23 protein-coding genes are annotated in these 20,218 nt (G+C 69.3%); 13 read left to right on the forward strand and 10 right to left on the reverse strand.

The features are described from left to right. Positions 1–13: 13 nt before the first annotated feature. From AB663_RS08935 to xseA, 5 genes are all read right to left on the reverse strand, one after another. Positions 14–1,408, reverse strand: a complete 1,395-nt coding sequence (locus AB663_RS08935) for a class II fumarate hydratase (protein WP_067198078.1) — start codon at positions 1,406–1,408, stop codon at positions 14–16. Between the two features lie 64 nt (positions 1,409–1,472). After that, positions 1,473–2,117 carry a carbonic anhydrase gene (locus AB663_RS08940; protein WP_067198081.1) on the reverse strand — a complete coding sequence of 215 codons (645 nt, stop codon included), beginning with the start codon at positions 2,115–2,117 and terminating at the stop codon, positions 1,473–1,475. Next, positions 2,114–2,758 (reverse strand): DUF4245 family protein, encoded by a 645-nt coding sequence (locus AB663_RS08945; protein WP_067198083.1) that lies wholly within the window; start codon positions 2,756–2,758, stop codon positions 2,114–2,116. The genes AB663_RS08940 and AB663_RS08945 overlap by 4 nt, the downstream gene beginning before the upstream one ends. After that, positions 2,755–2,994 (reverse strand): exodeoxyribonuclease VII small subunit, encoded by a 240-nt coding sequence (locus tag AB663_RS08950; RefSeq protein ID WP_067198086.1) that lies wholly within the window; start codon positions 2,992–2,994, stop codon positions 2,755–2,757. The genes AB663_RS08945 and AB663_RS08950 overlap by 4 nt, the downstream gene beginning before the upstream one ends. A 72-nt stretch (positions 2,995–3,066) precedes the next feature. Then, a complete protein-coding gene (gene xseA / locus AB663_RS08955) occupies positions 3,067–4,344 on the reverse strand; it encodes an exodeoxyribonuclease VII large subunit (protein WP_067198091.1) in 1,278 nt (425 codons plus the stop codon). Positions 4,345–4,398: 54 nt separating this feature from the next. Here xseA and AB663_RS08960 point away from each other — a divergent pair, with 54 nt between their 5' ends. The 6 genes from AB663_RS08960 to AB663_RS08985 all read left to right on the forward strand — a co-directional run bounded on the left by AB663_RS08960 (position 4,399) and on the right by AB663_RS08985 (position 9,600). Continuing rightward, positions 4,399–5,469, forward strand: a complete 1,071-nt coding sequence (locus tag AB663_RS08960) for a 4-hydroxy-3-methylbut-2-enyl diphosphate reductase (protein ID WP_442922602.1) — start codon at positions 4,399–4,401, stop codon at positions 5,467–5,469. 70 nt (positions 5,470–5,539) lie between these two features. Then, a complete protein-coding gene (locus AB663_RS08965; RefSeq protein ID WP_067202500.1) occupies positions 5,540–6,316 on the forward strand; it encodes an IclR family transcriptional regulator in 777 nt (258 codons plus the stop codon). A gap of 151 nt (positions 6,317–6,467) precedes the next feature. Then, entirely contained in the window at positions 6,468–7,475 is a 1,008-nt protein-coding gene (locus AB663_RS08970) for a thiamine pyrophosphate-dependent dehydrogenase E1 component subunit alpha (protein WP_067198096.1), read from the forward strand. Further along, positions 7,472–8,527 carry an alpha-ketoacid dehydrogenase subunit beta gene (locus AB663_RS08975; RefSeq protein WP_067198099.1) on the forward strand — a complete coding sequence of 352 codons (1,056 nt, stop codon included), beginning with the start codon at positions 7,472–7,474 and terminating at the stop codon, positions 8,525–8,527. The genes AB663_RS08970 and AB663_RS08975 overlap by 4 nt, the downstream gene beginning before the upstream one ends. Next, a complete protein-coding gene (locus AB663_RS08980) occupies positions 8,524–8,754 on the forward strand; it encodes a lipoyl domain-containing protein (protein WP_067198101.1) in 231 nt (76 codons plus the stop codon). Before AB663_RS08975 ends, AB663_RS08980 begins: the two co-directional genes overlap by 4 nt. A gap of 312 nt (positions 8,755–9,066) precedes the next feature. Next, the gene (locus tag AB663_RS08985; protein ID WP_067198103.1) at positions 9,067–9,600 is read left to right on the forward strand and encodes a DUF6264 family protein; all 534 of its coding nucleotides are present in this window, start codon (positions 9,067–9,069) and stop codon (positions 9,598–9,600) included. 110 nt (positions 9,601–9,710) lie between these two features. Here the strand turns inward: AB663_RS08985 and fbaA are convergent, their stop codons facing one another. Continuing rightward, on the reverse strand, positions 9,711–10,739 hold the full coding sequence (gene fbaA, locus AB663_RS08990) for a class II fructose-bisphosphate aldolase (RefSeq protein ID WP_067198105.1): 1,029 nt from the start codon (positions 10,737–10,739) through the stop codon (positions 9,711–9,713). Positions 10,740–10,921: 182 nt separating this feature from the next. Between fbaA and glpX the strand changes: the two genes are divergently transcribed. Then, positions 10,922–11,908 (forward strand): class II fructose-bisphosphatase, encoded by a 987-nt coding sequence (gene glpX / locus AB663_RS08995; RefSeq protein WP_067198108.1) that lies wholly within the window; start codon positions 10,922–10,924, stop codon positions 11,906–11,908. Between the two features lie 183 nt (positions 11,909–12,091). Then, positions 12,092–12,382 (forward strand): hypothetical protein, encoded by a 291-nt coding sequence (locus AB663_RS09000; RefSeq protein WP_067198110.1) that lies wholly within the window; start codon positions 12,092–12,094, stop codon positions 12,380–12,382. Positions 12,383–12,417: 35 nt separating this feature from the next. Here the strand turns inward: AB663_RS09000 and AB663_RS09005 are convergent, their stop codons facing one another. Continuing rightward, positions 12,418–13,656, reverse strand: a complete 1,239-nt coding sequence (locus AB663_RS09005; protein WP_067198112.1) for a DNA recombination protein RmuC — start codon at positions 13,654–13,656, stop codon at positions 12,418–12,420. A gap of 163 nt (positions 13,657–13,819) precedes the next feature. Next, positions 13,820–14,422, reverse strand: a complete 603-nt coding sequence (locus tag AB663_RS09010) for a 3'-5' exonuclease (protein ID WP_067198115.1) — start codon at positions 14,420–14,422, stop codon at positions 13,820–13,822. Between the two features lie 59 nt (positions 14,423–14,481). Here AB663_RS09010 and AB663_RS09015 point away from each other — a divergent pair, with 59 nt between their 5' ends. Then, on the forward strand, positions 14,482–15,222 hold the full coding sequence (locus AB663_RS09015; protein ID WP_067198117.1) for a class I SAM-dependent methyltransferase: 741 nt from the start codon (positions 14,482–14,484) through the stop codon (positions 15,220–15,222). Positions 15,223–15,295: 73 nt separating this feature from the next. Then, positions 15,296–16,369, forward strand: coding sequence for a redox-regulated ATPase YchF (gene ychF, locus AB663_RS09020; protein ID WP_067198120.1), 1,074 nt, complete (start codon positions 15,296–15,298; stop codon positions 16,367–16,369). A gap of 155 nt (positions 16,370–16,524) precedes the next feature. Here ychF and AB663_RS09025 read toward each other — a convergent pair whose 3' ends face one another. After that, complete coding sequence (locus AB663_RS09025; RefSeq protein WP_067198123.1) at positions 16,525–17,091, reverse strand: TetR/AcrR family transcriptional regulator; 567 nt, start codon at positions 17,089–17,091, stop codon at positions 16,525–16,527. Between the two features lie 130 nt (positions 17,092–17,221). Here AB663_RS09025 and AB663_RS09030 point away from each other — a divergent pair, with 130 nt between their 5' ends. From AB663_RS09030 to AB663_RS09040, 3 genes are all read left to right on the forward strand, one after another. Further along, complete coding sequence (locus tag AB663_RS09030) at positions 17,222–18,205, forward strand: NAD(P)-dependent alcohol dehydrogenase (RefSeq protein ID WP_067198126.1); 984 nt, start codon at positions 17,222–17,224, stop codon at positions 18,203–18,205. A 308-nt stretch (positions 18,206–18,513) separates the two neighbouring features. Continuing rightward, positions 18,514–18,969: an OsmC family protein gene (locus tag AB663_RS09035; protein WP_028850011.1), complete on the forward strand. Its 456-nt coding sequence runs from the start codon at positions 18,514–18,516 to the stop codon at positions 18,967–18,969. Continuing rightward, on the forward strand, positions 18,966–19,325 hold the full coding sequence (locus AB663_RS09040; RefSeq protein ID WP_067198128.1) for a hypothetical protein: 360 nt from the start codon (positions 18,966–18,968) through the stop codon (positions 19,323–19,325). Before AB663_RS09035 ends, AB663_RS09040 begins: the two co-directional genes overlap by 4 nt. Before the next feature lie 82 nt (positions 19,326–19,407). Here the strand turns inward: AB663_RS09040 and AB663_RS09045 are convergent, their stop codons facing one another. Next, complete coding sequence (locus AB663_RS09045) at positions 19,408–20,097, reverse strand: ArsR/SmtB family transcription factor (protein WP_067198130.1); 690 nt, start codon at positions 20,095–20,097, stop codon at positions 19,408–19,410. Positions 20,098–20,218: the final 121 nt, after the last annotated feature.

Below are 20,218 nucleotides of genomic sequence, written 5' to 3' on the forward strand. Positions count from 1 at the left end.
TCGGCGGGCGTGCTCAGCCGGCGTGCGTCATCGACAGCAGATCGAGCTTCTCGTCGAGCTGCTCCAGCGTGAGCTCGCCGCGCTCGACGTAGCCGAGGTCGATCACCGCGTCACGGACCGTGATGCCCTTGGCCACGGAGTGCTTGGCGATCTTCGCCGCTGCCTCGTAGCCGATGAGCTTGTTCAGAGGCGTGACGATCGAGGGGCTCATGCCGGCGAACGCGGCCGCACGCTCGAGGTTCGCCTCGAGCCCATCGATGGTCTTGTCGGCGAGCACCCGCACGGCGTTGGCGAGCAGGCGGATCGACTCGAGCAGCGCGGTGCCCATGACCGGGATGGCGACGTTGAGCTCGAACGAGCCGGATGCTCCCGCCCACGCGACCGTCGCGTCGTTGCCGATCACGCGCGCGCAGACCATGAGCACGGCCTCCGGCACGACCGGGTTGACCTTGCCCGGCATGATCGACGAACCCGGCTGCAGGTCGGGGATGTGCAGCTCACCGAGACCCGTGTTGGGGCCGGAGCCCATCCAGCGCAGGTCGTTGTTGATCTTCGTCAGCGAGACCGCGATGGTGCGCAGCGCACCGGATGCCTCGACCAGGCCGTCACGGTTGGCCTGCGCCTCGAAGTGGTCCTTGGCCTCGGTGATGGGCAGCTCGGTCTCGGCCGCGAGCAGCTCGATCACCTTCTGCGGGAACCCGAGCGGCGTGTTGATGCCGGTGCCGACCGCCGTGCCGCCCAGCGGGACCTCGGCGACGCGGGGGAGCGCGGCCTGGATGCGCTCGATGCCGAGGCGGATCTGGCGGGCGTATCCGCCGAACTCCTGGCCGAGCGTGACCGGAGTCGCGTCCATGAGGTGCGTGCGGCCCGACTTCACGGCGTCCTTCCACAGCTCGGCCTTGGCCTCGAGCGCCACTGCGAGGTGGTCGAGCGCCGGGATGAGCGTGTCGATGAGAGCCTGGGTCACGGCGATGTGCACGGACGTCGGGAACACGTCGTTCGACGACTGCGAGGCGTTGACGTGGTCGTTGGGGTGCACGGCCGAGCCGAGGATGCGGCTGGCGAGAGTGGCGAGCACCTCGTTCATGTTCATGTTCGACGAGGTGCCGGAGCCGGTCTGATACGTGTCGACGGGGAACTCGCCGTCGTGCGCGCCCGATGCCACGGCATCCGCTGCCTGGGCGATGGCGTCGGCGATCGCGCCGTCGAGCGTGCCGAGCTCCTTGTTCGCGAGCGCGGCGGCCTTCTTGATGCGGGCGAGCGCGGCGATCTGCGCGGACTCCAGCCCCTTGCCCGAGATCGGGAAGTTCTCGACGGCGCGCTGCGTCTGCGCACCGTAGAGCGCGTTCACGGGCACCCGCACCTCACCCATGGTGTCGTGCTCGATGCGGTAGTCGTTGTCGGTCATTCCGAACCCTCCTCGGTTCCGGGGTCGCTCCCCGTGATTCTGTGACGTGTGGTGCTATCGGGGGTCAGTGCGTCTCGTCGAGGCCGACCGTGATCACCGGCACGGCGGTCCCCTCGGCGAGGCGGTAGTTGGCGCCGACGATGCCCAGCCGGCCCTCGGCGACGGCGTTGGCGATCAGCTCCGACGACTGCAGCAGGTCGTTGACCGTGTTGCGGAGATGCTCGCGACCGACGAGCTCGGCGTCGATGTCGTCGACGGTCGTGCCTCCGCTCTCGGCCAGCACCTTGCGCGCGGCGGGGACGATGGGGGCGACGAGCTTCCAGATGTGCGGCGGCAGGGGAGCGGCGTCGATGGCGGTGCCGTCGATGGCCGCCCGCACGGCACCGCACGAGTCGTGGGCGAGCACCACGATGAGCGGCACGTTCAGCACGGCGACCGCGTACTCGAGGCTCGCGACGATCGACTCGCCGATCACCTGACCTGCGTTGCGCACGACGAACAGGTCGCCGAGGCCGAGGTCGAAGATGATCTCGGCGGCCAGACGCGAGTCGGAGCATCCGAACAGCGTCGCCACCGGGTTCTGTGCTGCGGCCAGGCCCTTGCGTCGCGCGACGTCCTGGTTCGGGTGCAAGGGCTCGTCGGCGACGAAGCGCCTGTTGCCCTCCTGCATCTGCTTCCAGGCTGCGGCGGGGGTGAGGACCTGGCTCATGAAGCCTCCGAGAGTGCGTCGATCTGTGGGATCAGGGATTCGGCCAGCTCAGCGGTTGACGCCGCCGAGCGCGAGCCGTAGAGCAGCACGTAGTCGTCTCCGGCCTGCGTGCCGATCGCATAGGTGAGGTTCTGCTCGGCGCCCCGCTCGCCGAGATCGTAGACGTCCCACGAGCGGCCGCCGATGGTGACGGTGTCGGTGGCGGCGACGCCGTTCAGCCGCTGCGGAGCCCAGCTCGCGTCGGCTCCGAACGCCTGCGCGAGCTTGACGAAGCCGCGCTCCTTCTCGGCGGCGGGGGCGATGGTCACGTCCCACACGACCGGGGAGCCGTCGGTGAGCCCCGCCGCGTTCACCCGCCAGAAGTCGCCGAGCTCCGGCACCAGCGCCGGGCTGCCCATGGTGGTCTCGACATCGGCCGCGATGCGCGCGACGTCGATGTCACGGTTCGACGCCGGTTCGCCGCGCGGCACGGCGAAGACGATCACCGCCACCACGGCGAGCGTCGCGATCAGCGCGGCGATGAGGCTGCGCACGGTCTGGCTCGACCGGTAGATGCGGCTGGCCTCGGCCTTGCGGGCTGCGGTCTCCTCGGGAGTCTCCGGTCTGCCCAGCTCGGCGACGATCGGGGCGGGCTTGCTCACTCGGCTCCTCCGTCGGAAGGGTCGGATGCCGCGGCCCTGGCGGCGTCGAGCCGGCGCTTCGCGCCGAGAAGCCACTCCTCGCAGCGTGCGGCCAGGGCTTCGCCGCGCTCCCAGAGGGCCAGAGACTGCTCGAGGGTCGGAGCGCCCTGTTCGAGTTCAGCCACGACCCGCACGAGCTCGTCGCGGGCGGCCTCGAACGACAGCGTCTCAACGGGGATGTCGTTCTGCGCGCTCACCCCTCCATCCTACGGCGTGCCGCCGACGCCCACCCCACGACCGGGGACGGGGCAGACCCGTGGCTCGCGTGCTCAGCGGCCCTCGGCGATCTCGCCGTCGGAGCGTGCGGCGACCGACCCGCGGTCGACCGTGATGGTCAGAGCGGTGCCCGCCGGGGCGTCCGCCGCGTCGCGGAGGATGACGCCGCCCTGCAGATGGGCGATGGCGTAACCGCGCGCGAGCGTTGCAGCGGGCGACAGGGCGCGCAGGGAGGCCCGCAGTTCGCCCGTCTCCCGGCCCGCCGCGTCGAGGCGCCTGGTGATCGTGTCGCGCCCCCGGGACTGGAGCAGCCACAGCTCCTGAGCGCGCGAGTCGATGATCGGGTCGGGGGAGCGCAGGGCGGGACGCGACCGCAGCTGCTCCAGCTGGGCGATGTCGTGGGTGATGCGCTGGGTGAGGCGCATCGTGGAGCGTGAGCGCAGCTGCGCGATGACGGCGCGCTGCTCGCTCACGTCGGGCACCACGCGCTTGGCGGCATCCGTCGGCGTGGAGGCGCGCAGGTCCGCCACGTCGTCGAGCAGGGGGTGGTCGTTCTCGTGACCGATCGCGCTCACGATCGGCGTCCTCGCCGCCGCGACCGCACGAACGAGGCGCTCGTCGCTGAAGCCGAGAAGCGCCTGCGGGTCGCCGCCGCCGCGCGCGATGATGATGACGTCGACCTCGGGGTCGGCGTCGAGCCGCGCGAGAGCCGCAAGAGTGTCCGGTACGCACCGGTCGCCCTGCACCGCCGCATACTCGGTGCGGAAACGCACGTGCGGCCAGCGCAGCTCGGCGTTGCGGTGCACGTCTTTCTCGGCATCCGACCTCTCACCCGTGATCAGCCCGATCAGGTGCGGCAGGAACGGCAGGCGCTTCTTGCGCGCGGGGTCGAACAGGCCCTCTTGACGCAGCTGCACGCGCAGCCGCTCGAGGCGCTCCAGCTGGTCGCCCAGACCGACGTGCTTCATCGCCGACACTGCGAAGCTGAAGTCGCCGCTCTTGACGAAGTAGTCGGCCTTGACGGCGGCCACGACGTGATCCCCGACGCCGAGGTCGGCGGGGATGCGCGCGCGGACGCTCGACCAGATGCGGATCGAGATGTGCGCGTCGGAGCGCGTGTCCTTGAGGCGTGCGAAGACGTTGCCGGCGCGGACGTTCCACGAGGTGATCTCGCCCTCGACCCACACGGTGTTCCAGCGTGCCACGAAGTCGCGGATCGTCGCGTTGAGTCGGGCGACCGAGGTCGGCGCGTTCGCCGTGGAATCACGGGGGGCGACCGAGTCGGCGGGCGGCGTCTCGCCCGGTTCCGTCACTGCCTCGAACACTGTCATCTCTCGCTGCACCCTTCCCGGTCCTGCCCAGGTTCGCGGCGGTAGAATTCCAGGGTGACTTCGACTTCTGTTCATCTGCCGACTCCGCGCCTCCCACGTCAGCGTGCGGCGGCCGGGCGGCTTCAGGATAACCCCGTCGAGGGACACAAGCGCGTGCTGCTCGCGGCTCCGCGCGGGTACTGCGCCGGCGTCGACCGCGCCGTGGTCGCCGTGGAGAAGGCGCTGGAGCGCTACGGCGCGCCCGTGTACGTGCGCAAGCAGATCGTGCACAACATCCACGTGGTCACCGAGCTCGAGGCGAAGGGAGCGATCTTCGTCGACGAGGTCGACGAGGTCCCCGAGGGCGCGCACGTCGTGTTCAGCGCGCACGGCGTCTCGCCTGCTGTGGTGAACGCGGCATCCGATCGGGGTCTGCACGCGATCGACGCGACCTGCCCGCTCGTGACGAAGGTGCACCGTGAGGCCGTTCGATTCGCGCGTGACGACTACGAGATCCTCCTCATCGGCCACGACGGGCACGAAGAGGTCGAGGGGACTGCCGGCGAGGCGCCCGCGCACGTCACGATCGTGAACTCGCCCGACGAGGCCGACACCGTGCAGGTCAAGGACCCGTCGAAGGTCGTGTGGCTCTCGCAGACCACGCTCTCGGTCGACGAGACCATGGAGACCGTGAACCGGCTGCGCGCCCGGTTCCCCGAGCTGCACAACCCGCCGTCGGACGACATCTGCTACGCGACGCAGAACCGTCAGGTCGCGATCAAGAAGGTCGCCGCGGAGGCAGACCTCGTGATCGTGGTGGGCTCCGCGAACTCCTCCAACAGCGTGCGCCTGGTCGAGGTCGCGCTCGAGCACGGAGCGAAGGCCGCCTATCGCGTGGACTACGCCGAAGAGCTCAAGCAGGAGTGGCTCGACGGCGTGGCGACGGTCGGCGTGACGAGCGGCGCGTCAGTGCCCGAGGTGCTCGTGCGCGAGGTGCTCGAGGCGCTCGACGGCGCCGGATACCACGACGTCGAGGAGGTCCGCACGGCGGAGGAGGACCTCATGTTCTCGCTGCCGAAGGAGCTCCGCCAGGACGCGTCTGGGCAGCGCGACGGGAGAGCGCTCGGCGGTCGCACCTCCCGCTGAGGCGCTCGCCGCGGACGATCCGGGCCCTCGGCGACCGCTCTCGACTATGATCCTGAGCCAAGAGGTGGCGATGACGGCTCCGAAGCGGGAACAGACCCTGATCGGGTCCGTTCAGCGCGCGCTTTCGCTCGTCGACATCGTCGCGAACTCGGCCCGACCCGTGCCCGTGAAGGCGCTTGCGACCGCCGCCGGCCTGACGCCGGGGACCACGTACAACCTGGTCCGCACGCTCGTTCACGAGGGATATCTGCAGAACGAACCCGACGGTGTCGTGCTGGGCTCCCGCTTTCCCGGGTTCGCGGCAGGGAGCGACAGCAGGGGCGTGTTCCTCGCCCGCGTGCGGGAGGCGCTCAACACGGCATCCGATCGCACGGGCGTCACCGCGTACCTGTCCCGCTACTCCGACGGCGAGGTCCACCTCGTCGACATCGTCGACGCGCGGCGCAGTCCGCGGGTCGAGCTGTGGGTGGGCGTGCACGACAGCGCGCACGCGACCGCGCTCGGCAAGCAGATCCTCGCCGAGCTGCCGCTCGAGGACCGGCTCGACTACCTGTCCCGGCATCCGCTCGGCGAGCTGACCCCGCACACGATCAGCGACCGCCGCGCGCTGCTGACCCAGCTGGAACGTGGCGGCGACTGGATGCTGGACCGCGAGGAGTACGCGATCGGGCACACGTGCATCGCGGTCCCGGTGAGCGCCCCCGGCGTCACCGCCTCGCTCGCGGTGTCGGTGCCGACCGAGCGCGGCGACGTCGACGTGCCCGGCGTCGTGCGGCAGCTGCGCGACGTCGCAGGGCGGCTCTCCCTGCAGCTGGGGGCCGAGAGGTTCGGCCAGTTCCCGATCTGAGGCCCGCGGCATCCGCTCTGTCCGGCGACCGCGAGTTCACCATCTGAACTCCCTCCACCATGTGAAATCCTGCGCCTGCGCGGCACCTCGCCGGTGCCTACCGTGGTGAGCAGATGGCCTCAGCGGCGAGGCCTGCCACGAGGAGGAGATCATGGTCGATCGACCCACGCTCACTGATCGGGAACGCAGCGACCTGTTCGCGACGATGACCCTGATCCGCACGTACGAGGAGGCGATCCTCCGCGAGTACCATGCGGACAAGTCACCAGGATTCGACATCGGCGCAGGGCTCGTGCCCGGCGAGATGCACTTGTCCGCGGGGCAGGAACCCGTCGCGGCCGGGGGCGCGGCACACCTCACGAGCGACGACGCGGTGACCGCGACGCACCGGCCGCACCACATCGCGATCGCGCACGGCATCGACCTGAAGGCGATGACCGCGGAGATCTTCGGACGCGAGACCGGCCTCGGACGAGGCCGCGGCGGTCACATGCACCTGTTCGACCCGGTGACGCACTTCTCGTGCTCGGGGATCATCGCGGAGGGGCTTCCGCCGGCGCTCGGTCAGGCGTTCGCATTCCTGCGCCGGGGCGACGGGCGCGTCGCGGTCGCGGTGACCGGCGAGGGCGCCGCGAACCAGGGCGCGTTCCACGAGTCCCTGAACCTCGCCGCGCTCTGGAAGCTGCCGGTCGTCTTCGTCGTGGAGGACAACGACTGGGGGATCTCGGTTCCCCGCTCCGCCTCCACCGCGATCGCCTCGAACGCGGATCGGGCGGGCGCCTACGGCATGCCCGGCGTCCGCGTCGAGGACAACTCGGTGGAGGGAGTGTGGGAGGCGGCGCGGGACGCCGTCGCCCGTGCGCGTGCCGGCGAGGGACCGAGCCTGATCGAGGTGCACACGCTGCGGCTGTGGGGGCACTTCGAAGGGGACGCGCAGGGCTACCGCGCGGACCTCGAGGGCGTCCCCGGTCGCGACCCGCTCCCGACCTACAAGCAGACGCTGTTCGCCGACGGTGTGCTCACCGACTTCGACATCGTGGCGATCGAGACCGAGGCCTCGCGCCGCGTGGAGGAGGCCATCGCGTACGCCAAGGCCTCGCCTACCCCCGACCCCGCAGACGCGCTCGCCTACGTCTTCACCGAAGGAGCACTCGCATGACCACCATCCTGGAATCCACCGCGGCCCTCCCGGTCGAGCCCGAGCCGGGCCGCCGCAAGCTGTCCACCGCGAAGGCGATCTCCGAGGCCATCGCACAGCAGATGCAGGCGGACGAGAGCGTGTTCGTGATGGGGGAGGACGTGGGCGCGTACGGAGGCATCTTCTCCGCCACCACGGGACTGCTCGACGAGTTCGGTCCGCAGCGCGTGCTGGACACGCCGATCTCCGAGACCGCCTTCATCGGGCTCGGCATCGGCGCCGCGGTCGAGGGCATGCGCCCGGTCGTCGAGCTCATGTTCGTCGACTTCTTCGGCGTCTGCATGGACCAGATCTACAACCACATGGCCAAGATCCACTATGAGTCCGGCGGGAACGTGCGCGTCCCGATGGTGCTCATGAGTGCGACCGGCGGCGGCTACTCCGACGGCGCTCAGCACTCGCAGAGCCTGTGGGGGACGTTCGCCCATCTGCCGGGCATGAAGGTCGTGGTGCCCTCGAACCCCTACGATGCGAAGGGACTCATGACCGCCGCGATCCGGTCGGACGACCCCGTCGTCTACCTCTTCCACAAGGGCGTGATGGGGCTCGGCTGGATGAAGAAGAATCCGCGGTCGATCGGGGCGGTGCCCGCCGAGCCGTACGAGGTGCCGATCGGCAAGGCGAAGGTGGTCCGGGAGGGCAGCGATGTCACGATCGTGACCCTGTCGCTCTCTGTGCATCACAGCCTCGACGTCGCCGAGAGGCTCGCGGGCGAGGGGATCGACGTGGAGGTCGTCGACCTGCGCTCGGTCGTCCCGCTGGACCGCGAGACCGTTGCGGCGTCCGTGCAGAAGACCGGGCGGCTCATCGTCGTCGATGAGGACTATCAGTCGTTCGGTGTGAGCGGTGAGGTCATCGCCTCTGTCGTGGAGCGCGACCCGGCATCCCTCACCCATGTCTCGCGTGTCGCCGTGCCGGACGTCCCCATCCCGTACGCGCGCGAGCTCGAGTATGCCGTGCTGCCCACTCCGGCCCGGATCGAGGCGGCCGTGCGGGAGGCGATGGCCCGATGAGCGACGTGCTGTTCCCGGAGATGTCGTCGGATGCCGATGCGAAAGGCGTCATCGTGACGTGGTTCGCGTCGTCGGGGGAGTCGGTCGAAGCGGACGACCTCATCGCCGAGGTCGCGATGGACAAGGTCGACATGGAGTTGCATGCGGAGCACGCGGGCACGCTCACGATCCTGGTCCCCGAGGAGACGGAGGTCGCGCAGGGGAGTGTGATCGCCCGGATCGAATGAGCGGATGCCGTCCGCTCAGGCAGCGCCCGGCAGCCGAACGGCCGGGCGCTGCCTCACGATTCGTCTTCGGACCCTGGCGAACGGCATGCGCTTTCCGTATGCTCAGGACTACAGCGTCAGTGCAAGCGGCGCTGCCGGTTCGCAGAGCGTCCCCAGCGCTCTGCAAGCCTTCTGGACGACGAGTGTCCCCAGCACGCGGCGTCCGCGGCCCCGAGGAGTCCCCAATTCTCCGGGGCCGCCATCATGTTCGGGGTGCTCCGGCGGAAGCGCCCCGCGAAGCCCGCGCGAAGGTGCCCGCGTTAGCATGACCGGGTGACCGATCAACGACCGCAGTACGGCGAACTCGCGACACCCGAGGAGCAGCGTCTGGCGGCCGGCCTGCCGCCGCTGCCCGATCCGGCGGCTGCTGCCGCGCCGCCCGCACCCGCTGCTGCTGCTGGGGTGCCGCACGCACCGGGAGGGAAGGCGGGGCCGAATCGTGCTGACCGCCTCGTGACGATCGGCCTGCTCGCCTACGGACTCGTGAGCGTCGTCCTCACGGGGATCGCGTACCTCGACCTTCCGTCCGTGATGGACCAGAACATGAAGCTGCTCGGAATCGAGGGGGAGTTCACGAACTACACGCAGGGACGCATCTGGGGGACCGTGGCGGCGATCGTGCTCGCGCTCGGCTGGTGCGTCACCGCGGCGGTGTCGGTCCGGCGTCTGCGGCGGCGCAGGATCGCCTGGTGGGTGCCGCTGGTCGGCGCCGCGGTCACGATGCTCCTGGTCTCGTTCTGCGTCGCGGTGCCGATGATGGGCGACCCCGCGTTCGTGGCCTTCGTCGACCGGATGGCGACGGGCTGAGACGCGACGATGCCCCGGTCAGGAGATCCGACCGGGGCATCGCTTCGACGGGCTCAGCGAGCCAGTAGTGGGGCTCAGCCAGTACCGGGCTCAGCGAGCCGATACCGGGCTCAGCTCTTCGACTGGCCGTACGAGCCCAGCTGGCGGGTGGACTCGACCACGCGAGCGGCCATCGCCGACTCGGCGATCTTGCCCCAGGCGCGCGGGTCGTACTGCTTCTTGTTGCCCACCTCGCCGTCGACCTTCAGCACACCGTCGTAGTTCTTGAACATGTAGTCGGCGATCGCGCGCGTGTAGGCGTACTGCGTGTCGGTGTCGATGTTCATCTTCACCACGCCGTTGGCCACGGCGAGGGCGATCTCCTCGTCGGTCGAGCCGGAGCCGCCGTGGAAGACGAGGTCGAGCGGCTTCGGGCCGGTGCCGTACTTGGCCGCGACCTCGGCCTGGATCTCGCCGAGCAGCTCAGGACGCAGCTTGACGCCACCCGGCTTGTACACGCCGTGCACGTTGCCGAAGGTGAGGGCGGCGATGTAGCGGCCCTGCTCGCCGAGTCCCAGCGCCTGGACGGCCTGGTCGACGTCGGCGAAGGTCGTGTAGAGCGCCTCGTTGGATCCTTCGTGGCGCACGCCGTCCTCCTCGCCGCCGACGACACCGATCTCGACCTCGAGGATGGCGTTGATGTTCTTCATGCGCGGGAGGAGATCCTTGGCGATCTCGATGTTCTCCGCGAGCGGCACCGCAGAGCCGTCCCACATGTGCGACTGGAAGATCGGGTTGCGGCCGGCCTTGACCTCTTCTTCGGAAGCGGCGATGAGCGGCTCGACGAAACCGGCGAGGGCATCCTTGGGGCAGTGGTCGGTGTGGAGCGCAACGGTGACCGGGTAGCTCTTGGCGACCTCGGTGGCGTACCGGGCGAAGGCGAGCGCTCCGGTGGCGCGGGCCTTGACCGTGTGGCCTGCGAAGTAGTCGGCACCGCCGGTGGTGACCTGGATGATGCCGTCGGAGCCTGCCTCGGTGAGGCCCTGCAGCACGGCGTTGATCGTCTGCGAGCTCGAGACGTTGAATGCGGGATACGCGAAGCCGCCGGCCTTCGCGCGGTCGAGCATGTCGGCGTACTGGTCCGGGGTTGCGACGGGCATGAGAACTCCTGCGATAGGTGAAGCCGGGACAGCAGTCACTCTATCGGGGCTGACCTCCGGATGCCGTCGGCGTGACGATCCGGACGGACGGTCTGTACCGTGGTGTTAAGAATCGCGAATCCTTCATCGAATTCTGGTCGAAAGCCCGCGTCGAAGGGGCGCATTCTGGATACTCTGACGGCATGGTGAGTCTGACAGCCGATCTGAGCCCCCTCCGTCCCGACCGCAACCTCGCTATGGAGCTGGTGCGCGCGACCGAGGCTGCGGCGATCCGCGCGGTTCCGTTCATCGGCCGAGGCGCCAAGGAGGCCGCGGACGGCGCGGCGGTCGACGCCATGCGCGCCTTCCTCGGCACCGTGGCTTTCCAGGGCCGCGTCGTGATCGGCGAGGGCGAGAAGGACAACGCGCCCATGCTGTTCAACGGAGAGGTCGTCGGAACCGGGACGGGGCCCCTGTGCGACATCGCCGTCGACCCCATCGACGGCACCTCGCTCACCGCGGCGGGGCGTCAGAACGCGCTGTCGGTCATCGCCGTGTCGGACCGCGGCACGATGCTCGACGCCTCGAGCGTCTTCTACATGGACAAGCTCGTCACGGGACCCGCAGGCGTCGGCGTCGTCGACATCCGCCTGCCGATCGGCGAGAACATCCGGAGGCTCGCGGGTGCGCTCGGCAAGCCCGTCGACGAGATCGTGGTGTCGGTGCTCAACCGGCCACGCCACGAGAAGCTGATCCAGGAGATCCGGGATGCCGGCGCCGGTACCCGCCTCATGAGCGACGGCGATGTCGCGGGCGGCATCAACGCGGCTCGGCACGGCGCCCGTACGGACATGTGCGTCGGCATCGGCGGCAGCCCGGAGGGCATCGTCACGGCCTGCGCCATCAAGGCGCTCGGCGGCCACATCCAGGGGCGGCTGTGGCCGCGTGACGACGAGGAGCGTCAGCGTGGCATCGACGCAGGTCTCGACATGGACAAGGTGTACGAGGCCGACGACCTCGTGAAGGGCGACAACACGATCTTCGTCGCGACCGGCGTGACCGACGGCCAGCTCGTCGCCGGTGTGCGACGCGAGGCCGGATACATCTACACGGAGAGCGTCGTGCTGCGCGGCGCATCGGGGACCCTTCGGCGCATCGCCTCGGAGCACCTCGTCTCGAAGTGGCTCTGAGCGGGCTCCTGCGCCGCTGATCCCGGCCGCTCGACGGCGCAGGCCACGTCCGTCATCGTTATCGACCCGGTATCGATGGGCGCCGGCTGTGCCGGGGATCCGCGCGTGAGCGTGTCACAATTGTCACTGGGTTTGTCGCCGTCGACGGAGCCGCAGGCACCGCAGGCGCAGGAGGGCGAACAGATGACAACGCAGCAGAGGGGCGGCTCGAAGGCCGCCGCCACGAAGATCGTCACGACCAACACGGGACGGATCCTCCGCGTCAGTGCCGACGAGGTCACCTCGTCGATCGCTGCGAAGACCGCGACCGCTGCGCCTCAGCCGGTCATCGACCCGGCTCGGCGCGCCGACGTGCTCTTCCGGGTGCGTCGCGACGAGGGGCATGAACTCAGTGCCTGGTGGATGATCGGTGCGTTCGTCGTCACGAGCGGTCTGGTGATCCTGCTGCTCAGCGGCGTGCCCGGCATCGCCTGACGCGGGAAGACGCCGACGCCGGAGCACGGCGGGATTCAGCCGTCACTGATTCTGTCGCGCACCTCGCCGACTTCTGCGCGCACAGCGGCGTCGAGTGGCGCATCGTCGATCAGCTCAGGTGCGGTGAAGCGGCGGGTGGCGCGCGTGATGACGGCCGGGGGAGTGTCGAGCCCAGAGGAATCGATGCCGGGGAACTGCCGCGCAGTGACCAGGACCCTGCTCTCGAGCGAACCGGCGAAGCGGTTGTAACTGTCCACGGTGCGCTCGAGTGCCCGGCGCAGATCGTCGGCATGGCCGGCGAGCACGCCGAGGCGGTCGTGCAGCTGCGTGCCCAGCGCGAGAAGCGTTCGTGCCTCGGCGGAGACCTCGTGCTGCGTCCAGGTGTAGGCGACCGTCTTGAGCACGGCCCAGAGATTCACAGGCGACGCGAGCGCGACCCGCCGGCCGAACGCATAGTCGAGCAGGGTGGGATCCTCGTCGATCGCCGCCGCGAGGAGCGACTCGCTGGGGAGGAAGCAGATCACGAACTCGGGGCTGGCATCGAGCCCTGACCAGTACGCCTTCTTCGCGAGTGCGTCGACATGGGCCCGCACGGCCTTGACGTGCCGCTGCATATACGCTCGGCGTTGCGCCTCATGCGCGTCTCCGAGCGGGAGCGCCGACGCCTCGAGGTAGGCGTCGAGGGGCACCTTGGCGTCGACGGCGATCGAGGTCCCGCCGGCCAGGCGGATCACCATGTCGGGCCGTCCCTGGCCGCGATCGGACGTGATGCTCGACTGCAGGTCGAAGTCGACGTGCCGGGTGAGCCCGGCAGCCTCGACGACCCGCCGCAGCTGAGTCTCGCCCCACACGCCTCTGGTCGCGGTCGAGCGGAGGGCGCCGGCGAGTGACTCCGTCGTCGCCCGCAGAGCCTCGTCGGACTCCTGGGCGCGGCGCAGCTGCTCGGCCAGCGTCCCGAACTGCACCTGGCGTTCCTGCTCCAGCGCCGACACGGTGTTCTGCATGCGCTGCAGGCTCTCGCGCACGGGGGCGAGCGCCTGCAGCACGGCGTTCTGCTGCTGCACGCGCTGCGCCTCGGCTCGTTGCTCTTCGCGAGCATGTTCGACGGCGTCGCGGTAGAGGTCGTACTGACGATCTCTGTCTTCGCGTGCGGCTGCGAGCTCGGCCTGGGCGCGCGCGAGCGCGGCGGCGCTGCGCATCGCGTGGAAGAACCAGCCTGCGGCGGCTCCCGCGCCGAGGGCGAGGAGAACGAGGATGATCGTCAGAGCTTCCATGGTGCCATCGTGCCTGGGGCCACCGACATCGGCGTCGCAGCGCGGGTGAGCGGCGAGGCGAAGAGCGGCGGGACGAAGAGCGGCGCGGCGCACGGCGTTCCACTGCGCAGGGCGCTCCGCCTCGCAGAGCGCTCCGCCTTGCAGGGCGCTCCGCCTCGTGTGGTCAGGCGACCGCGCGCTCCGGTGCGGGGGTGGCGGCGGGCACCGGGTCGGTGATCCTCAGGCCGAGCGCAGCGGCCAGCGCGTGCACGTCCGCCGCGCCGGCCCGCCGTGCGGCGTCGACCACGATGTGCGCACAGGCACGCGCGTCGGCGAGAGCGTCATGGTGGGGGAACTCGGCGAAACCGGCGGCAGCGGCGGCCCTCGGCAGCTTGTACGACTCGAGCTCGTAGGTCTTGCGCGCCACCTGGAGGCTGCACAGCGAGCGGTAAGGCGGGCACACGACTCCGGTCGCCTCCGCGGCGCGGCGCAGCACGTTGAGATCGAATCCGGCGTTGTGTGCGACGAGCACGTCGGCTCCGGCGAAGGCGCACAGCCGCGGGAACTGCTCGGCCCACGTCATTGCCGTGCGCACGTCGGCGGGGCGGATGCCGTGGATGCGGATGTTCCACTCCTGGAACTCGTCGTGGCCTGGCGGGGGCTGGATCAGCCAGCCTGCGGTCGCGACGACCTTTCCGTCACGGACGCGGACGAGGCCGACAGCGCACGCCGATGCCGGGCTGGAGTTCGCCGTCTCGAAGTCGATTGCGGTGAAGTCCAGTGCCACGTGTCCACCCTCTCCCGACCGACGCCGCGCGCCGCCGAGGCTCGCCGTAGGCTGGCGATATGACTGACGAGATGGCGACGTCGTTCGGCGCGCAGGCCGGCGCGTACGAGGCCGGACGGCCGGACTATCCCTTCGAGGCGGTGGCCTGGATGCTGGAATCCATGCCAGCGGGTTCCCGCCGGATCGCCGACGTCGGCGCGGGCACGGGCAAGCTCACCCGCGTGCTCGTGAAGGCTCCCGATGCCGAGGTCGTCGCGATCGATCCCGACCCCGACATGCTCTCGGCCCTTCGCGGCGCCGTGCCGGGAGTACCGACCTTCGTCGGCACCGCCGAGGCGCTGCCGCTGCCCGACGCGAGCGTCGACGCGGTCGTGCTCGGCCAGGCCTGGCACTGGGTGGACCCTGTGGCGGCATCCGTCGAGGTCGGGCGAGCACTGCGGTCGGACGGCGTCCTCGGGCTGATCTGGAACATCCGCGATGACCGCACCGACTGGGTGCGCCGCCTCACCGGGATCATGCACGGCAGCAACGCCGAGGTGATGCTCGCCGAGGGCGGTCCGACGGTCGCCGAGCCCTTCGGGGCTCTGGAAGAGGAGTCCTGGGAGTGGTCGCGGAGGATCACCCGCGAGCAGCTGCACAGCATGGCGTCGTCGCGCAGCTACGTCATCACGGCATCCGAGGACGAGAAGGCCCGCATCCGCCGCGAGATGGACGAGCTTTTCGACGAGATCGGCGTGCGCGGCGACAACACCGTCGACCTGCCCTATGTGACGAAGGCGTTCCGCGCCATCCGTCGCTGATGCGGCTGGCGGGTGCGCAGCAGGGCCGGCGGACGCGCGGCGCTGTCGGACTCGCCCGGTAGACTCGTACCCCGTGGCTCTCACTATCGGCATCGTCGGCCTGCCCAACGTCGGCAAGTCCACCCTCTTCAACGCACTCACCAAGAACGACGTGCTCGCGGCGAACTACCCCTTCGCGACGATCGAGCCGAACGTCGGAGTGGTGAACCTGCCCGACCCGCGTCTGGACAAGCTCGCGGAGATCTTCGGCAGCGAGCGGATCCTGCCTGCCGCGGTCTCGTTCGTCGACATCGCCGGCATCGTGCGCGGTGCGAGTGAGGGAGAGGGGCTCGGCAACCAGTTCCTGGCGAATATCCGCGAGGCCGACGCGATCGCTCAGGTCGTGCGCGGCTTCGCCGACGACGACGTCGTGCACGTCGACGGAGCCGTGAACCCGGCATCCGACATGGAGACGATCAACGCCGAGCTCATGCTGGCCGACCTCCAGACCGTCGAGAAGGCGATCACGCGCTACGAGAAGGAGGTGCGCGGCAAGAAGACGGACCCCGTCGTCCTCGAGACTGCCCTCGCAGCCAAGGATGCGCTGGAGAGGGGCGTGCTGCTCTCGGTGTCGGGCATCGACCTCGCACCGATCCGCGAGCTGGGGCTGCTCACGGCGAAGCCGGTCATCTATGTGTTCAACGTCGACGAGGGTGTGCTCACGGATGCCGCGCGCAAGGCCGAGCTCGCCGCACTCGTCGCGCCGGCGCAGGCCATCTTCCTCGACGCGAAGATCGAGTCGGAGCTCAAGGACCTCGACCCGGAGGATGCCGCCGAGCTGCTGGCGTCGACGGGCCAGGAGGAGTCCGGCCTCGACCAGCTCGCCCGCATCGGCTTCGACACTCTGGGGCTGCAGACCTACCTCACCGCCGGTCCCAAGGAGGCTCGCGCCTGGACGATCGGCAAGGGATGGAAGGCTCCGCAGGCCGCCGGCGTGATCCACACCGACTTCGAGAAGGGATTCATCAAGGCCGAGATCATCTCCTTCGACGACCTGGTGGAAGCCGGCTCCGTGGTCGAGGCACGGGCGAAGGGCAAGGCGCGTCTCGAGGGCAAGGACTACGTCATGCAGGACGGTGACGTCGTTGAATTTCGTTTCTCGAACTGAACCTCTGGGCGTGATCCCGCTGACGAGGGCTTTCGAACGACCGCCTTCATGGTGTGCTCTAGACGATCAGGGAGAATCACCAGATCTGTCTCCGGTCAGCCACCCAGGTGATCCGGGAGCGGCCGACAGCGGGCTGTCGCGCCTTCGCGCATGGGCTATGGGTGACGGCGCAGGCCTTCGGTGATGAGCGTGATGTACCTGCGGCAGCGGGCCCGGATGTGAGGACCACCGCCAACCGCGATGGCGCGAACACCGGTGAGAAGCAAGCCGATGTCCCCGCTGGTCAGATCGGGGCGGGGCTCGCGGGTGTCGCGCACCCGGGCGGCAAGGCGCTCGAGATCCTGCCGCACGTGACGGTCGAATCCCTCGAGGAGCGGCGCGGACCGGTTGCTCGTCGTGATGAGGCTCGCAAGGCCTGGCGCAGCCAACTCAAGTTCGACGACTGCATCGAGCGCCTTACCGAGCCCTCGCCACGGGTCCGAGGTTCTGGCGGCGTCCGCGAGGATGGCCAGGCAGTGCTCGATCTCGTGGCCGAACACGGCGTCGATCAGGTCGGAGCGGGTGGGAAAATGCCGGTACAACGTGGCCGTGCCCACACCGGCGTGGCGTGCGACCGCGGCGGCCGACACCTCCAGCCCATGGTCGGAGAACGCCGCGCGAGCTGCGTCGACGATGCGAACGCGGTTTCGACGCGCATCCGCTCGATTCATCGACTCGGCCACGACCTCACCTCCGATGCGAGAGACCGAACAGGAGTACACTCCCACTTTACCGGAAAACGGATAGGCCTGCCCACTTCCGCAGTACCTTTGCTCCGGAAGGTACGAACGACTCAGGGAGTGTGAGATCACGATGACGATGGCAGCAGCGGGCTTCCGCCGCTACGGCGGACCCGAGGTCCTGGAGGTCATGCGGGTCGCGATGCCGGCGGCGGGCGCAGGGCAGGTTCTCGTCAAGGTTGAAGCCAGTTCCGTCAACGGCGGCGAGATTGCCCAGCGGCGGGGCAAATTGCGTGCACTCGCCCGGGTAAGCCTGCCGAGGTACGTTGGCATCGACTTTGCAGGTGAGATCCTCGCGCTGGGGCCCGGCGTCACCGAGTTCTCGATCGGGGACCGGGTGTGGGGAACCGTCGACGAGCGCGGCTCGGTGGGCGCGGCCGCAGAGGCGGTGGCGATCGATACGGGCCGGGTTTCCCGGATGCCCGAGGGGTGGAGCGCAGCGGACGCGGTCAGCGTGCTGGCCGGGGCTGCGACCGCAGTCGTCGGGCTCCGGGACAAGGCCCGGCTGCGGGCCGGGGAACGACTGCTGGTGCGCGGCGCCTCCGGCGGTGTGGGCAGTGTCGCCGTGCAGCTTGGCCGTATGTACGGTGCACACGTCACCGCGCTGTCCAGCCAGTCGAGTGAACAGTTCGTCCGAGGACTCGGCGCAGATGAGGTGATCGACTATCGCACCTCCCTCGACGCCATCGGGACCTTCGACGTGGTGTTCGATACGCGTGGAACTGATCTGTGGGAACTGCGGAAACACCTCGCGCCCCGCGGACGGATGGTCGCAGTGTCATTCGACGTCGATCGCAAGGCGCGGAGCCTGGCCGGTATCGCCGCGTCGAGCATCTTCGGTGGCCGCCGCATACGCTTCTTCCTCGGGCACCCGACCGCTGCACTCATCGGTGAGGTGGCTCGGTTGGCGGAAGACGGGCACCTGCAGCCGATCGTCGATGAGGTCTATCCTCTCGACCGCATAGGTGACGCTCACGCCAGGCTTGAGGCCGGCGGGGTGCACGGCAAGGTTGTCCTCGTCGTCGAAGAGACGGCGTCGGGGGGGGCAGTGGACTGACCGGTAATTCGTTGCCGGGGACAACGGATTCGGTCCGGCATCGTTGACGCCATCTCGGGTCTGGGTTCCGGAAGGGGTGATGGCGTACTTGACGGCCCCCACATACCGCATGACCGCCCACCGAGACTGGAAGACCTGTAGAACCCAGAGGTTGTTCCGTACCGGAACTCGGTGGAGTTCCGCTTCAACGTGTGAGTTGCGCTGACCCCGCTGGGCCCCGTCGATCTTCATGATCGGCGGGGCCCTGTGCTTCTCCCCTGTGCGATGGTTCGGTTCGGGCCGAAGCGTCCCGCTTCTAGCGTGGTTCCATGACCGAACACGAGTACATGACGACCATCGAATGGACGGGCACCACCGCTGGCGGCTACCGATCCTTCTCTCGCGAGCACGCCGCCACGCTCACCGCGACCCAGGACTTGGCTGTGAGCGCGGACGCCGCGTTCCGGGGCGATGCCGAGCTCACGAACCCCGAGCAGTTGCTCGTCCTGGCCGCGAGCTCCTGCCAGATGCTCTCGTTCCTCGGTGCGGCAGCCCGCGCGAGTGTCGACGTGGTGTCGTACGTGGACGCGGCGCGTGGGGCGATGCCGCTGGGGCCGGATCCGGTTGCGATCACGGAGATCGAGCTTCGTCCGGTGATCCGCGTTCGCGGAGCGCGCGTTGAGGACGTCGTCCCTCTCGTCCATCAGGCGCACGAGCATTGCTACATCGCGAACTCTCTCCGAAGCGAGGTCCGCGTGGATCCGACGATCGAGGTGATCCCGTGAACGACGTTGCCGTTCGCGGCGTGACGACTGCCGGGGAGCTGGCCGAGGTGGCTCGGGTGCTGGGGCAGGCGGGGATCGGTCTCGAGGGTGGGGGAATGTGGGAAGGCGTCGCGCGCTACCTCGTCGAGGACGGGGATCGAGCACAGGCGGTGCTGGCCGACGCTGGATACGTGAACGTGGAGGTGCGCCCGGTCGTGGTCGCGGAGCTGGACGCGGATGTGCCCGGGGCATTGGGGCACCTGATGGCCGAGTTCGCAGGGCGCGGTGACGCACTTGTCGCGCAGTACTCCGACCATCGGAACCGGAAAGTGCTCGTCATGGGTGGGTGTTCCGCAGGCACGATGGGTCCGCGGTGAACGCCGAGTTGGCGGATGCTTGGGGCGAGCACCGCTCCGACGCGTGAATGACTGACTGGTCGCTCACGTCTCTGAGCGAGCCTCACGCCGCGTCGGCGTCGGCGAGAACTGCGGAGAGCGCGTCATGACCGGCCGCCGTGAGATGCACGGCGCGCGATGTCGTGGACCGGTCGATCCAGTGTCTGTCCTGGAAGGCGACCAGCATCTGTTCGGCCGCCACGCCGGCGAGATGGTCGCGTCGCTCGGTCCAGTCGAGGCAGGGGCGCAGCAAAGGCCGTCGCGTGGATGACGGCAGTTCTATGCCGAGCGAAGTCAGCCACTCGCGGCCGCTTCCGGTCAGGTTCCACTGTGCATCCACGTACCTGAGCCGTCGCATGCCGCCGCTCAGGGCGACGCCCAGACGGCCGGCGAGATGGCGGTAGCAGGTGCGGGCCTCTCGAAGCGCGCGGTCCACGTTCTGCGCGCGGAGTGACGGCTTGGCGGGGCGGACGCGCCCGGACAGTGCGGCGAGGGATTCGATCGCTTCTGCGATGGCGGGATCCTCGATGCGAACGTAGCGGTGTCTGCCCTGATGCGTTTCGCCGAGCAGGCCCATCTGCACGAGGCGGTGCAGGTGCTCCGTCGTCGACGGGCGGGAGACGCCAGCCGCCTTCGCGAGCTCGGTCGCGGTCCACGCCCGCCCGTCCAGCAGTTCCAGCATCATCGTGGCGCGCGCCTCGTTCGCGAGAACCGACGCGATCTCGGCGAGGCGTGGGCTGCTGGCACCGTTCATGGAAATCGACGATACGCGCCCGATGGTTCGAGGATTCCCGAACGATCGAGCGGCAGGGTGAGGGAATGCGTGGGCAGGGGAGCCGTTGATGGTGTTCCATCAGGGCGCACTGAACCTCCAG

It is taken from the genome of Microbacterium sp. XT11, assembly GCF_001513675.1.
In the GTDB taxonomy this organism is placed as follows: domain Bacteria; phylum Actinomycetota; class Actinomycetes; order Actinomycetales; family Microbacteriaceae; genus Microbacterium.

Excerpts from the sequence above, each read along its gene's own strand:
- fbaA (WP_067198105.1), bottom strand. The coding sequence starts at position 10,739 with ATGCCCGTCGCAACCCCGGACCAGTACGCCGACATGCTCGACCGCGCG.
- AB663_RS09045 (WP_067198130.1), bottom strand. The coding sequence starts at position 20,097 with ATGAACGGTGCCAGCAGCCCACGCCTCGCCGAGATCGCGTCGGTTCTC.
- xseA (WP_067198091.1), bottom strand. The coding sequence starts at position 4,344 with ATGACAGTGTTCGAGGCAGTGACGGAACCGGGCGAGACGCCGCCCGCC.
- AB663_RS08980 (WP_067198101.1), top strand. The coding sequence starts at position 8,524 with ATGAGCGACGTGCTGTTCCCGGAGATGTCGTCGGATGCCGATGCGAAA.
- AB663_RS09000 (WP_067198110.1), top strand. The coding sequence starts at position 12,092 with ATGACAACGCAGCAGAGGGGCGGCTCGAAGGCCGCCGCCACGAAGATC.
- AB663_RS08965 (WP_067202500.1), top strand. The coding sequence starts at position 5,540 with ATGACGGCTCCGAAGCGGGAACAGACCCTGATCGGGTCCGTTCAGCGC.
- glpX (WP_067198108.1), top strand. The coding sequence starts at position 10,922 with ATGGTGAGTCTGACAGCCGATCTGAGCCCCCTCCGTCCCGACCGCAAC.
- AB663_RS09005 (WP_067198112.1), bottom strand. The coding sequence starts at position 13,656 with ATGGAAGCTCTGACGATCATCCTCGTTCTCCTCGCCCTCGGCGCGGGA.
- AB663_RS08935 (WP_067198078.1), bottom strand. The coding sequence starts at position 1,408 with ATGACCGACAACGACTACCGCATCGAGCACGACACCATGGGTGAGGTG.
- AB663_RS09015 (WP_067198117.1), top strand. The coding sequence starts at position 14,482 with ATGACTGACGAGATGGCGACGTCGTTCGGCGCGCAGGCCGGCGCGTAC.
- AB663_RS09035 (WP_028850011.1), top strand. The coding sequence starts at position 18,514 with ATGACCGAACACGAGTACATGACGACCATCGAATGGACGGGCACCACC.
- AB663_RS08975 (WP_067198099.1), top strand. The coding sequence starts at position 7,472 with ATGACCACCATCCTGGAATCCACCGCGGCCCTCCCGGTCGAGCCCGAG.
- AB663_RS08940 (WP_067198081.1), bottom strand. The coding sequence starts at position 2,117 with ATGAGCCAGGTCCTCACCCCCGCCGCAGCCTGGAAGCAGATGCAGGAG.
- AB663_RS08970 (WP_067198096.1), top strand. The coding sequence starts at position 6,468 with ATGGTCGATCGACCCACGCTCACTGATCGGGAACGCAGCGACCTGTTC.
- AB663_RS09030 (WP_067198126.1), top strand. The coding sequence starts at position 17,222 with ATGACGATGGCAGCAGCGGGCTTCCGCCGCTACGGCGGACCCGAGGTC.